Genomic DNA, 13,080 nt, shown 5'->3' with positions numbered 1-13,080 from the left:
GACGTCGTGGGGAGGGCGGCGGGTCAGGGGCCGTCGGTGGTGAGTTTCGGGGCGGCGGTGACGATCGCGTGCACGGTCTCGGTGACGAGGCGCCGGTCCAGGGGGGCCTCGTCGAAGGCGCGGTGCATCGGCCAGCCCTCGATCAGCGCGTCGAGCGCACGGGACACCCCGGGGGTGAAGTGCAGGGCGAGGCTGTCCCTGCTGCGTTCGAGCCAGGTGCGGGTGGTCGCGGACACCGCCTCGTTGTGGTTGGCGTAGGCGTACATCTCGAAGATGAGCGTCATGTCGCGTTCCGTGGCGTACGCCGGTCCGCAGATCAGCTCGACCACGGCCGCCTCGGCATCGGCCGTGGAGGCGGCGGACTGCAGAGTCCGCCGGTAGAGCCGGGACATGGTGTCCGACAGGCGGGCGAAGGCCTGGGCGAGCAGGTCCGCCATGCCGTCGAAGTAGTACGTCAGCGAGCCGAGCGGGACCTGCGCCCGCGCCGCGATCCTCCGATGGGTGGTCGTGTGCACACCGCCCTCGGCGATCACCTCGAGGGCCGCATCCAGAATGCGCTCCTTGCGTCCGGGGTCGTTCGGGATCTCGCGTCGTGTGCCGGTCACGCCCTCAATCTGCCATGGGTTGACCGGCACAGAGTGTGTACGGATGTACAGGCCAGTGTGTACATTCGTACAGACTCTTCCACGGACCCATCGGGCACATCTGGAGCCACCAGCCATGACCGCCGACCTCGCCCGGCGCCGTACCGCCGTCTTCGTCCTGTTCTTCGTGCCCGGCCTGACCATCTCCTCCTGGGTCACCCGCACCCCGGACGTGCGGGACATGCTCGGCGCCTCCACCGCGCAGATGGGTCTGATCCTGTTCGGGCTCTCGGTCGGCTCGATGGCCGGGATCCTGTGCTCGGGCGCGCTGGTGGCCCGCTGGGGTGCCCGGCTCGTCGTCCTCGCCGGGACGTCGGCGATCGCCGCCGGTGCCGCGCTGATCGGCATCGGGGCCGCCGCCGACGCGGACCTCGGCGTGGCCCTGGGCCTCGGGCTGTTCGGTCTCGGCATGGGTGGCGGCGAGGTGGCCCTCAACGTCGAGGGCGCGGAGGTGGAGCGGCTGCTCGGCCGCTCCACGATGCCCGCCATGCACGGCTTCTTCAGTCTCGGCACCGTGGTCGGCGCGGTCGCCGGCATGTGTCTGACCGCGGTCGGCTTCCCCGTGCTCGTCCATCTCGTCACGGTCGCAGGCGTGGTCCTGGCCGCACTCGCCCTGGTGATCCGGAGCGTCCCCTCCGAGGTGGGCCGGCGGACCGCCGCCGAGCGCCGCGAGCCGGGCACGGCACGGGCCGCGGTGTGGAAGGACCCCACACTGCTGCTCATCGGCTGTGTCATCCTCGCCCTCGCCATGGCCGAGGGCACCGCGAACGACTGGCTGCCGCTGGTCATGGTGGACGGTCACGGCTTCGACGCGGCGCTGGGCTCGGCCGTGTACGCCGTGTTCGCCGCCGCGATGACCGTCGGACGCTTCGCCGGCGGGCGGTTCGTCGACCGGTTCGGGCGGGCGGCCGCGCTGTGCGGGAGCGCGCTCGTCGGGGCCGCGGGACTGGCCCTGGTGATCTTCGTCGACAACCAGGCCGTAGCGGCCGCCGCCGCCGTCCTCTGGGGCCTCGGGGCGTCCCTCGGGTTCCCTGTCGCGCTCTCCGCGGCGGGCGATTCCGGCGCCGACTCCGCCGCCCGGGTCGCACTGGCGGCGACCGTCGGCTACGTCGCCTTCCTGGTGGGCCCGCCCTCCCTCGGTTACCTCGGTGAGCACTTCGGCCTGCGGCACGCCCTCATCCTGGTGCTCGCCCTGGTGGTGGCCGCCGTCTTCGCCACGCCGGCCGCCCGTTCGCCGCGGCAGGCACGGGAGGCGGAACCGGCGCGCGGGTGAGGCGCGCGGGTGAGGGCTGACACCGGCGAGGGCCGCCGATCCGCGGTCGGTCCGCCGTCACTGCGCCGTCGGATGGGAACCCGGGGTGTGGCCGAAGGCCCGCCGGAAAGCGTCGATGAACGCGCTGGCCGACGACCAGCCGCAGGCGTGGGCCACCGCCGTCACCGGGGTCCGGTCGGCGAGCAGGATCAGCGCGTGGTGGAGGCGCAGCTGGGTGCGCCACTGCGGGAAAGTCATTCCGAGGTCGCTGCGGAACAGCCGGGACAGGGTGCGGTCGCCGGCTCCGACGGCACGGCCGAGTTCCTTGAGCGTGCGGCCGTCGGCCGGGTCGGCCTGGAGGATCGCGCACACGTCGCGCAGCAGGGGTGCGGTGGGGGTGGGCAGGTGCAGTGGCTGTTGCGGTGAGGCCCGCAGCTGGTCGAGCAGGACGGCGCGCAGCCGGGCCCGTTCGGGGCTGTCGTCGTCCTCGCCGCGGGTGTAGGCGATGATCAGCTCGCGCAGCAGCGGGCCCACGGCGAGCACGGTCGGGGCGTCGAGCGCGAGGGGGTTCTCGGTGGCGGGCAGGCCGATGAAGTGCAGTTCGAGTTCGCCGTAGGCCCGGTGTGCGTGGACGGTGCCGGCCGGCACCCAGATGGCGCGGTTGCCGGGGGCGACCCAGGAGCCCGCGCTGGTCGTCACGGCCACCACGCCCCGGCCGGCGTAGGCGATCTGGTGGTCGTCGTGCCGGTGCGAGTCGATGGCGTGGCCGGCGGCCAGCCAGCGGGTGCGGGTCGGGGCGGTGGCCTCGTGGCGGATTTCCGTCATTGCTTGGCAGATTAGCGGAAGTGCGACAGGCCGTCGGGCTCGGAGCATGGCGGGGTGCGAAGGAATACATCGATCACTCTGCTGTCCGCCGGCCATGCCTGTGTCGACATCTACCAAGGTGCCGTGGCGGCACTGCTGCCGTTCTTCGTCTCCGAGCGCGGCTACTCCTACGCGGTCGCCTCCGGTGTCGTACTGGCGGCGTCCGTGCTCTCCTCGGTGGCGCAACCGCTGTTCGGGGTACTGACCGACCGCTGGCCGATGCCCTGGCTGCTGCCGGTCAGCACCCTGCTGGGCGGTGCCGGTGTCGCGCTGAGCGGGGTGAGCGGCTCCTACCTGCTCACCCTGGTGTTCATGGCGCTGTCCGGGATGGGGGTGGCCGCCTACCACCCCGAGTCCGCCCGGGTCGCCCGTATCGCCAGCCGCGGCAGCCACAACGCGATGGGGGTGTTCGCCACCGGCGGCAACATCGGCTTCGCGCTGGCCCCGCTGATGGTGGGCGCCGTCGTCGGCGCGGGCGGGCTGCGCTGGACACCGGTCCTCGTGATACCGGCGCTGGCCGGTACCGCGCTGTGTCTGCCGGTGCTGCGCACGTTCCGCGCCGACAAGGCCCTCGGCACCGCCGCGCCGGTGCCGGCCGGGAGCGACGACGTCCCGTCCTTCGTACGGCTGTCCCTGGCCGTAGTGTTCCGGTCGATCGCGTTCGTGGGTCTGAGCACCTTCATCTCGCTCTACGCCGAGCAGCGCACGGGCGGTGGCACCGCCGCCGGCACCGCGGCCCTGACGGTGCTCTACCTCGGGGGCGCGGTCGGTTCCGTGCTGGGCGGGTCCCTGGCGGGCCGCTGGAACCGGGTGACCGTCTCCCGCTGGTCCTACGTGCTGGCCGTGGTGGCCGTCGCGGGTGTGGTGTGGGTGCCCGGCCCGGCCCTCTACCTGTTCGTGGCGCTGACGTCGGTCGCCTTGTATGTGCCGTTCTCGCTCCAGGTGACACTCGGGCAGGACTACCTGCCCTCGCGGATCGGCACGGCCAGCGGGGTCACCCTCGGCCTCACCGTGAGCATCGGCGGCCTGGCCGGCCCCGCCCTCGGCAGCCTGGCCGACGCCACCTCCCTGCAGACCGCGCTGGCACCGCTGGTCCTGATGCCGGTGCTGAGCCGACTGCTGTTCGGCACCCTGCGCGAGCCCGGCGGGCCCCGGCCACGCGACACGACGCCGAGGACCGGTAACGGAGACGGCACCACCGCCGTCCCGACCGCACCGGGACACCGCTCACCGAATCCGTGAGCCGTGAGCCGTGAGCCGTGAGCCGTCGATCAGTCTGGAGGAAACGGCGGTTCTGATCGAGGTGCTCGAAGTTGCACGCCCACGACCACCCGTGCCGGATGTTGCCAGGCGAACTGATGGGGCAGCGGTCGCTGCAGACCACCCACCAGAGCCCTCTGAAACGGATGATGCGGCGCCACGAGGGGATTCCCCCTCACGCTGCGGGCCGGCGGCCATGGACGGCGCTGACCGGTCACTTGCCGCGCCTGACGTGGTGAGCGGTTTGTTCCACCGGTGATCGGATCGTTCAAGATGCGCGGTCCCTGCCGCGGTGACCTCATGGGGTACGGCATGGCCTTCGCGGTCCGTCGGAGCCGTGCCGTCCCCGTTCGAAACACCGCAGGAGGGCTGTCATGGTCAGTACCCCGGACAGGACACTCAATGGCAAGGTCGCCTTCGTCGGCGGCGCGTCCCGCAACCTCGGCGGGCTGATCAGCACCACTCTCGGCGCGGAGGGCGCCCTGGTCGCGGTGCACTACAACAGCGACTCCTCCCGGGCCAAGGCCGAGGACGTCGTCGAGCAGATCAGCAAGGGGCCGGGGAAGGCGTTCGCGGTCCAGGCCGATCTGACGAGGGTCGCCGAGGTGGAGCGGGTCTTCGACGAGGTCGTGAACCGGTTCGGCAGGCTCGACTACAGCATCAACACCGCCGGCATGGTGCTGAAGAAGCCGCTGACCGAGATCGCGGAGGAGGAGTACGACCGGATGTTCGCGGTCAACTCCAAGGCCGCGTTCTTCGTGATGCGCGAGGCCGCCCGCAGAATCGAGGACGGGGGCAAGATCATCACGATCGTCACCTCGCTGCTCGCCGCATACACGGGCCTCTACTCCACGTACGCGGGCAGCAAGGCGCCGGTCGAGCACTTCACCCGCGCCCTGTCGAAGGAGCTGTTCGGCCGGAACATCTCGGTCAACAACATCGCACCGGGTCCGATGGACACCTCGTTCTTCTACCCCGCCGAGGACGACGACTCCGTCGCCTACCACAAGTCGTCCGCGATGAACGGCGATCTCACCAAGCTCGAGGACATCGTCCCGTGGGTGCGGCACCTGCTGACCGACGGCTGGTGGGCCAACGGGCAGACGATCTTCCTCAACGGCGGCTACACCACTCGCTGACCCGGATCGGCCCGGGGGCTGCCACGTCATCTGGCCGCCCCGGGCCGTTCCCGTCCGCAGCACACCAGTTCATCCGGAGGCTCCCCAGGCCCACCGAGCTCACCGACCCTGCCGTGGCCGCGTCGGGTGTAGTTCCCTTCGGAGAAGGGCCGACCTGGAATGGACTCCCCCTGATCGCATGGCGGCCCTACGCTTGCCGCTCCAGCGCGATCTCCGGAGGTGTGCGCGATGTCCCGTCCGCTTGACGGGCATGTCACGGGCTCCCTGAGCCATCGGACCGGCTACGGCCCGGTGGGCGACAACATGGTGGAGTTCCGGTACCAGCTCTCGGGCGAGACGACCTTGATCCGCCCGGACGACGGCCAGGCGGCCGGCGTGGTCCGCATGCGCTGCCCGGCCTGCGACAAGGCCCTCACCTACCGGGTGTACAGCATCCGCACGACCCGTCGGCGGCAGGCGTTGTGGTGGGCGCTGACCGCGTTCGCCGTGGCACTGATCATCGGTGGGGTGGTGCTCGCGACCACACTTCCCGATGAGGGCGTGAGCGACGTCATGGTGCACATGGTGGTGTGGTCGGTCATCGGCGGGTTCGTCGCCGGGGTCGTTCTGATCCAACTGGCCTGGGGCGAGTTCGGGGTACGTGGGCACCGGACCGGATGGCCGATCATGGCGAAGCACAGGTTCGAGCTCGCCCCTTCCGACGACGACAAGCCCGCCCTGCATTGCGACCGGTGCGGACACCGTGAGGTGATGGAGAGCGACGGATACGACGCATACTCGGCCGCCAAAGCCCGCCTTCGACAGCACACTTGCATCTGACCCGGGCCGGATCGTCCTGGGTGCCCCTCGGGGACGCGTCGAGCTGGGGAAACGCCCTGTCAGGTGATGGTGGCGCGGTCGGTTCTCCACCGTGGGAGTGGAGGAGGCTGCGCTGGCAGAGGAATTGGAGGCGGGGGCGCGGCTACGGGTGACGCGCGAGACGGTGCAGATCACGGAAGCGCGGCCACAGCCGATCGAGAAGCACACCCGAGCCGCAGACTCCGAACTCCGCCGGCCCCACCCTGCCGGAGGTTGAGGAACGAGCTCAGGCTGTCCAGACGCGGTCGGCGTAGTCGAGGAAGTTGTGGCCGAGGATCTTCTCGATGCGTTCGGAGCGGTAGCCGCGTTTCTCCAGGAGGCGGATCAGGTCGCGGAACTGGTCCACGCCGCGCAGGTCCACGACGAAGGGGTAGGTGTCGGCCCGTTCGCCGGCCGCGCCGACGCCGGCCGCCCGGCGGGCGGCGACGTGTTCGGCGAGGGTCGCGCGATAGGCGTCGAGGTCATCCACGGCGGTGACGCTGCCGTCGGTGCCGATGCCGACGTGGTCCTCGCCGCAGACGTCGACCGCGTGCACGACGTGCTCGACGACGTCCGCGGCGGTGGCGTGCCCGGTCGGGTTGAGGAAGGGCATGAAGTAGATGCCGACGAAGCCGCCTCGGTCGGCGACCAGACGGAGTTCCTCGTCCGTCTTGTTGCGCGGCAGGTCGGTCAGGGCGCGGCAGCCGGTGTGGTTGATCGAGACGGGCTGCCGGGAGTGCCGGGCCGCGTCCAGGCAGGTGTTCTCCCCGCTGTGCGAGAGGTCGACCATCAGGTGGTGGTCGTTGAGCGCTTCGACGACACGATGGCCGAAGGGGGTCAGGCCGCGGTTGGCGGTGGCCATGGAGCCGTCGCCGAGGTGGTTGGCCTGGTTGTAGGTGAGCTGGACGACCCGTACGCCGGCCTCGGCGAAGCCGGCGACGCGGGTGTCGACGAGGGCGGGGTCCTCGCCGACGGCCACGGCGTTCTGGAAGCCGTAGATGACGCCGATCCGTCGCTCGCGGTGGGCGCGTCGGATGTCGTCGGTCGTACGGACCTTGATCAGGTCGGCCGGGTGGGCGTCGAGGATCCCGTCCCAGACGGCTATCTCGTCGAGCGTGTGCTCGTACGGCGGCAGGTCGCCCATGGTGTAGCCGAGGGTGATGTTGACGGCGGTCAGACCGGAGGCGTGGGCGTCGGCGATCGCCCGCGCGTCGACGGCGAGTTGACCGCTGGACGGGTTGAGCTGGGTGGCCACGGCTCGGGCGGCGGGAGTGTTGGGGTTGTCGAGCTGCCCCAGCGCGTTGACGATCATCGGGTGGGCGACGGCGGTCACTGGGCGTCCTTCTCGAAGTCGGCGCGGTCGAAGCGGCGGCCGCGTTTCACGGTGAGGGTGAGGGTGCGCAGGTTGGCGATGTCCCGGAGCGGATCCTCGTCCAGGACGGCGAAGTTGGCGAGCTTTCCGGCTTCGACGCTGCCCATGTCCGCCTCGGTGCCGGCGGCCCTGGCCCCGACCAGGGTCGCCGAGCGCAGGACGTCGGCGGCGGGGATGCCGCAACGGTCGACGAGGAAGGCGAGTTCGCCGTAGAGGGCCGGGAAGGGGTCGTCGGGGTCGGTCTCGTGGTCGGTGCCGGTGCAGAGGTCGACTCCGGCCCGGTGTGCCTGGGCGGTGACGGCGGCGGCCAACTCGGCGTTGCGGCGGGCCCGTTCCGCGGATTCGGCGGTGTCTCCCCGGAGTTCGTCGCTGGTCCACATGGACGCGGTGGCGTCGAGGACGGTGCCGCGGCGGCGCATCTCGGTGAAGAGGGCGGCCAGTTCCGGGGCGTCGCCCGTGGTGAAACGGTCGTGGTCGACGCGGGGTTTGGTCTTGTAGCTGCTCAGCGGCTCGGTGGGGTCCTCGAAGGCGAGCAGGGTGACATGGGAGACGCTGTCCACACCCGCGGCGACGACCTCGCCGGGAGCGGCCGGGAAGACGGTGGCGTGTGCCCAGACGGCGATGCCCTGACGGTGCGCCTCGGCGGTGACGGCGGCGACGGTCGCGGCGTCCAGGTCGGCGTAGACCTTGATCGCGGCGGCGTGGGTGCCACGGGCCAGAGCGACGGCGATCGTCAGGTCGGTGTCCGGGGTGACGGCCTGCATCCAGGGGACGGCACCGGGTACGGCGCCCCGGGAGACCTCGTGGGTGCGCGGGTCGTCGAAGAAGGACGGCCCGGCCATGAGCGCCGCGTAGCGGATGTCAGGGCCGGGGATCTCGCCGACCAGGGTGGCCCGGGCGAGGTCGCCGATGTGCCGCAGGTCGTCGGCCATGTCACGGACGGCGGTGACCCCGCTGTGCACCAGGCGCCGGAGCACGGCCTCGGCGACGGGCCGGTCGGGCGGGGTGGCCAGGTGCTGGTGGGTGTCGATCAGGCCGGGGACGACGAACCGCCCGTCGAGGTCGACACGGGGTGCGTCGGCCGCGAGCGGGGGCAACGGGTCGCCGTCACCGGTGACGGTGTGGATCCGGGCGCCGTCCGTGACGATCGTGGTGTTCGGGCGGGACCGGTCGCCGGTGCCGTCGAAGAGGGTGGCACCGCGGTAGACCGTGAGGGTTCCGCGGGGCGGTGCGGCCCAGGGGGTCGGGGCGCCCGGGGGCAGGTCGGTCATGGTCACCTTCGGTCCGGGAAACAGCACGTTGTTACGCTGTAGGTAACAGCTGTATCGTGTAATGAAAACGCAGGTACTGTACTCCGCGGTCGGCGGATCGCCGCAAGGACCCGAACCGGACAGGACGCGGGACGGGACGCCGGGCAGGACCCTGGACGGGACGCCGGAGAGGCCACCGCACAGGACGCGGATCAGGACACCCCGGTCCGTGGCCGCACCGTGGACGAGAGGGAAGAACCGCTGTCATGCCCGTCGCACCCCGTACCGCGACACCGCCCCGGTCGGCCGTGGACAAGGCGCTCGACCTGGTCGAGGCCGTCTCGCGCGCACCGCACCCGGTGCGGCTGACCGATCTGGCCGCCGAGGTGGGCCTGCACCGCGCCACCGCCTACCGGATCCTGCTGGACCTGGTCCGCCGGGGCTGGGTGCTGCGGGCCGGGGACCGCTATCTGCCCGGCGCCGCGGTGCTGCGGATGTCCGCCTCGGCCGCGGGCAACTCGCTGACCGCACTGGCCCGTCCGGTGCTGGAACGGCTGTCCGCCGCGACCTCGATGATGGTCAACCTCCAGGTGCTGGAGGAGGGCGGCGCCCGGGTGATCGACGTGGTCAGGCCCGAACGGCTCGCCATGATCAGCCATTTGCGGGGCGAGCTGCTGCCGGTACGGCGGTTCGCCGGGCCGCTGGCCCTGGTCGCCGCGCTCGAACCGGAGGCGAGGAAACGGTGGTTGGACGGGCTGCCGGAGGACGCCGAGGACGTGGCGCGGGAGTTGGCCGAGGTGGAGCGGACCGGTGTCGCCGTGGAGCACGGCCGTAACGACAAGCTGGTCGCGTCCGTGAGCCGGGCGGTGGTGCCTGCTCCGGGTGCTCCGGTGTGCGCGCTGACGGTCGTGGGACCGGATGCCGAGTTCGACGGGCCGGAACTGGCTTCCGTGGAGCGGGAGTTGCGCGCGGCCACGGACGAACTGGTGACGGCCCTCATCGCCGACACGCCCGGGGCCGGCCGGTGAGCGGGATGCTGGTGCTGGACCGTCGGCAGACGGCTGCCGCGCTGCGACCAGACGCCGTGCTCGACGCGGTGGCCCGGGCGCTCGTGGCAGTCGCCCACGACGAGGTCTCCGCCCCGCCCCGCATCGCCGCCCTGACGCCGGCCGGCCTGCTCGGCGCGATGCCCGGTTACGTCCCGGGGCTCGGGCTGGCCGCGAAGCTGGTGACCGTGACCGCGGATCCCGGCCACCTCGGACGCGGTTTCCACCGGGGGCTGGTGGCGCTGTTCGACGAGCACGACGGGCGGCCGCTGGCACTGGTGGACGGCGAGTCGCTGACCGAGGTCCGCACGGCGGCGTCCGCCACGCAGAGCGCGCTGGCCCTGGCCGCCCGCCCCGGTCTCGGCCGGGTGGCGGTGGTGGGGACGGGCGCCCAGGCGCGCGCCCAGCTGGCCCTGCTCGCGGCGGTGCGGCCGGAGGCCGAGGTGACGGTGGCAGGCCGTGATCCGCAGCGGGCCGGTGCGGCAGCCGAGTCGTATCCCGGCGCGCGGGTCGCCGCCGGTATCGAGGACGCGGTACGCGAGGCCGATGTGGTGTTCTGCTGCACCGGCGCCACCACTCCCGTGATCCGCCGTGAGTGGCTCGCTCCCGGCGTCCATGTCTCGTCGGTCGGCGGCTCCCAGGGGCCCGAACTGGATCCCGGCACCGTAGGGGACGCGGCCCTGTTCACCGAGTGGACCGGTGCGGCCACCGCACCGCCACCGGCGGGCGCCCATGAGCTCCAGGACCTCTCCCCCGGCCGGACGGTGACCCTCCTCGGGTCCGTCCTGGCCGGCGACCACCCGGGGCGGGACGGTGACGCCGACGCCCTCACCGTCTTCAAGTCCACCGGTCACGCGGCGCTCGACGTGGCGGCGGTCCGGGTGGCCTACGACGTGGCGCTCGAACAGGGGTGGGGAGTGCGCGTGGATCTGTGACGGGCGGGGCCGCTCGCAACGGCAGCCGCCGGCCGGGGAAGTGACACCGTCCCATCCGCGGACTCGGCCGGCACCGCCCGTCCCGGCAGGAGTTCCCCCCGACCCGGGCGCTCCCCGGCAATCCTCCGATCCAGACCCTTTGTTTCACCGTACATCTAGATGCATAGTTCCGTTATGGAGAACCGGGTCGAAGATCGGGGCGCCTCCGGCGGGCCGGCGGGTGCGGAGGGCCCCGCGGGTTCGGCGGAGCAGTTGATGATCGCCGTGGAGCAGCTGGTGCGCCATGTGCGGCACAGCGTCACCGCCGGCGGTCTGAGCACCGCCGCCTCCGCCACGCTGGCCCGGCTGGGCCGGGAGGGTCCGCTGCGGCTGACCGAACTGGCCCGAGCCGAAGGCGTCTCGCAGCCGGGGATGACCCAGCTCGTCGGCCGGCTGGAGCGCGCGGGACTGGTGGCGCGCAACGCCGACCGCACCGACGGCCAAGGCGTCCTCGTGGAGATCACCGGCCTCGACGTCTTCCGGCAGCGGCGCGCCGAACGCTCCCACGCCCTCCAGGAACTGGTCCAGGAGCTGACCGAGCCCGAACAGCGGGCCGTGCGGCTCGCCCTGCCCGCCCTGGCCCGTGCGATCGAGGAAGGCCGGGCCCGCGGCTGACCCCTCCTTGCCCCTCCTTGCCCATCCCCGAGGGGCTGTCCCGTCCGTCCGCATCCGGAGAGAGGACCGTTGATGAGTACTCCGCACCCGAGAACCGCGAGCCCGTTCAGGCAGCCGAAGGCCGTGTGGGCCGTGGCGTTCGCCTGTGTGATCTCGTTCATGGGCATCGGCCTGGTGGACCCGATCCTGCCCGCCCTGGCCCAGAGTCTGCACGCCTCCCCCAGTCAGGTCTCGCTGCTGTTCAGCAGCTATCTGATCGTGACCGCGGTCGCGATGCTGATCGTCGGCTGGGTGTCCAGCAGGATAGGCGCCAAGCGCACCCTGGTCGCCGGGCTCGCGATCATCGTGGTGTTCGCCGCGCTCGCCGGCGCCTCCGGCTCGATCGACGGTATCGTCGGTTTCCGCGCCGGGTGGGGACTCGGCAACGCCCTGTTCATCGCCACCTCGCTGGCCGTCATCGTCGCCTCGGCGAGCGGCGGATTCGGCGGCGCGATCATCCTCTACGAGACCGCCCTGGGCCTCGGCATAGCCGTCGGCCCCCTGCTGGGCGGCGAGTTGGGGGCCATCAGCTGGCGGGGTCCCTTCTTCGGCGTGGCCGTTCTGATGGCGATCGCGCTCGTCGCGACGCTGGCGTTCGTGCCGTCGCTGCCCAAGCCGGAACGCCGTACCTCACCGCTGGCGCCGATCGCGGCGCTGCGCCACCGCGGTCTGCTGACCATGGGCATCATGGCCCTGCTGTACAACTGGGGCTTCTTCACGATGCTCGGCTACGCGCCCTACCCGATGGAACTGGACGCCCATCAGCTGGGGCTCGTCTTCACCGGCTGGGGCCTGCTGGTGGCCGCGTTCAGCGTCTTCTTCGCGCCGCGTCTACAGGCCCGGTTCGGCACCGCGCCGGTGCTGTACGCCAACCTCGTCGGCCTCGGCGCGGTGATGGCCGTCATCGCCGCCGGGGTCGACACGCCGACGGTCGTGATCGTCGCCGTCATCGTCAGCGGCATCTTCATCGGCGTCAACAACACCCTCACCACGCAGGCGGTGATGGTGGTCTCGCCGGTGGAACGTCCGGTGGCCTCCTCCTCGTACGGCTTCCTGCGGTTCATCGGCGGCGGCCTGGCCCCGTACGTCGCCGGCAGGCTCGCGGACGCCACCGACCTGAGCGTGCCGTTCTATCTGGGCGCCGGCACCTTCCTGCTGGCGATTCCGGTCCTGGCCAGCGGGCACCGGCTGCTGCGCGAGGCGGAGACCCGCCTCGGCGGGGAGCCGGTCGTCCCGACCCTCACCCCCGTCGGGCGGCGGGTTCCGGCCGGCACGGGTCCGGTCGTCGTGGCGGTGGGCAACCACGAACGGGCCGCCACCATCGTCGACGCGGCCGCCCGGCTCGCGCGGGACACCGCCAGCCCGCTGGAGGTGGTGCACGTCCAGCAGACCGCCGTCGTCGAGGAGCAGGCGGCGGACACCGAGACCGCCGAGGAGGCCCGGGCCGCCGTGACCGCCCATCTGGACCGGCTCGCCGCCCAGGGGTTCGCCGCCACCGGCCAGGTCCTCGACAGCGTCGGTGATCACGCCGCCGCGGGGCGGGTGCTGGCCCGGCACGCCGCCGAGGTCCATGCGCGTGCCATCGCCGTCGGGCGTTCGCCGCGCGGTCCGCTCGCCCAGTTCGCCGACGGCAGTCTCACCACCGCGCTCGCGCACGCCGCGACCTGCACGGTCGTCCTCGTCGACCCGGCCGACGCGCCCCTGCAGCTGACGGCGTCCACCCTCGCGGAACTGCGCGACACCCCGGCCTGATCAGGCGATCCGGCCGGCCCGGCCCATCGGGACCTG

The 13,080-nt window shown here is 72.1% G+C and carries 12 protein-coding genes; 8 read left to right on the top strand and 4 right to left on the bottom strand.

Annotation, left to right across the window (positions count from 1 at the left end; all coding sequences use genetic code 11):
- Positions 1-23 precede the first annotated feature (23 nt).
- Entirely contained in the window at positions 24-605 is a 582-nt protein-coding gene (locus tag ACFWXC_RS11875; protein WP_384476927.1) for a TetR/AcrR family transcriptional regulator, read from the bottom strand.
- 115 nt (positions 606-720) lie between these two features.
- Between ACFWXC_RS11875 and ACFWXC_RS11870 the strand changes: the two genes are divergently transcribed.
- Complete coding sequence (locus ACFWXC_RS11870) at positions 721-1,917, top strand: MFS transporter (protein WP_384476924.1); 1,197 nt, start codon at positions 721-723, stop codon at positions 1,915-1,917.
- A 57-nt stretch (positions 1,918-1,974) separates the two neighbouring features.
- Here the strand turns inward: ACFWXC_RS11870 and ACFWXC_RS11865 are convergent, their stop codons facing one another.
- On the bottom strand, positions 1,975-2,721 hold the full coding sequence (locus tag ACFWXC_RS11865; protein WP_384476921.1) for an AraC family transcriptional regulator: 747 nt from the start codon (positions 2,719-2,721) through the stop codon (positions 1,975-1,977).
- Positions 2,722-2,775: 54 nt separating this feature from the next.
- Here ACFWXC_RS11865 and ACFWXC_RS11860 point away from each other — a divergent pair, with 54 nt between their 5' ends.
- The 3 genes from ACFWXC_RS11860 to ACFWXC_RS11850 all read left to right on the top strand — a co-directional run bounded on the left by ACFWXC_RS11860 (position 2,776) and on the right by ACFWXC_RS11850 (position 5,978).
- On the top strand, positions 2,776-4,002 hold the full coding sequence (locus tag ACFWXC_RS11860) for an MFS transporter (protein WP_384476918.1): 1,227 nt from the start codon (positions 2,776-2,778) through the stop codon (positions 4,000-4,002).
- A 392-nt stretch (positions 4,003-4,394) separates the two neighbouring features.
- Complete coding sequence (locus ACFWXC_RS11855; RefSeq protein ID WP_384476915.1) at positions 4,395-5,159, top strand: SDR family oxidoreductase; 765 nt, start codon at positions 4,395-4,397, stop codon at positions 5,157-5,159.
- 228 nt (positions 5,160-5,387) lie between these two features.
- Positions 5,388-5,978 carry a hypothetical protein gene (locus ACFWXC_RS11850; protein ID WP_384476912.1) on the top strand — a complete coding sequence of 197 codons (591 nt, stop codon included), beginning with the start codon at positions 5,388-5,390 and terminating at the stop codon, positions 5,976-5,978.
- Between the two features lie 265 nt (positions 5,979-6,243).
- Here the strand turns inward: ACFWXC_RS11850 and ACFWXC_RS11845 are convergent, their stop codons facing one another.
- A complete protein-coding gene (locus ACFWXC_RS11845) occupies positions 6,244-7,329 on the bottom strand; it encodes a dipeptidase (protein ID WP_384476909.1) in 1,086 nt (361 codons plus the stop codon).
- A complete protein-coding gene (locus ACFWXC_RS11840) occupies positions 7,326-8,639 on the bottom strand; it encodes an amidohydrolase family protein (RefSeq protein ID WP_384476906.1) in 1,314 nt (437 codons plus the stop codon). The genes ACFWXC_RS11845 and ACFWXC_RS11840 overlap by 4 nt, the downstream gene beginning before the upstream one ends.
- 245 nt (positions 8,640-8,884) lie before the next feature.
- Between ACFWXC_RS11840 and ACFWXC_RS11835 the strand changes: the two genes are divergently transcribed.
- The 4 genes from ACFWXC_RS11835 (at position 8,885) to ACFWXC_RS11820 (ending at position 13,044) form a co-directional block, all read left to right on the top strand.
- Entirely contained in the window at positions 8,885-9,646 is a 762-nt protein-coding gene (locus ACFWXC_RS11835) for an IclR family transcriptional regulator (RefSeq protein ID WP_384476903.1), read from the top strand.
- 5 nt (positions 9,647-9,651) lie between these two features.
- Entirely contained in the window at positions 9,652-10,599 is a 948-nt protein-coding gene (locus ACFWXC_RS11830) for an ornithine cyclodeaminase family protein (protein WP_384477304.1), read from the top strand.
- A gap of 255 nt (positions 10,600-10,854) precedes the next feature.
- Positions 10,855-11,253 carry a MarR family winged helix-turn-helix transcriptional regulator gene (locus tag ACFWXC_RS11825; RefSeq protein WP_384477301.1) on the top strand — a complete coding sequence of 133 codons (399 nt, stop codon included), beginning with the start codon at positions 10,855-10,857 and terminating at the stop codon, positions 11,251-11,253.
- A 72-nt stretch (positions 11,254-11,325) separates the two neighbouring features.
- Positions 11,326-13,044, top strand: a complete 1,719-nt coding sequence (locus ACFWXC_RS11820) for an MFS transporter (protein ID WP_384476900.1) — start codon at positions 11,326-11,328, stop codon at positions 13,042-13,044.
- Positions 13,045-13,080 lie beyond the last annotated feature (36 nt).

It is taken from the genome of Streptomyces sp. NPDC058683 (genome assembly GCF_042716195.1).
Classification (GTDB): Bacteria; Actinomycetota; Actinomycetes; order Streptomycetales; family Streptomycetaceae; genus Streptomyces.
Note: the sequence above shows the minus strand (reverse complement) of the source record. Positions and strands in the feature narration are given on the sequence as shown.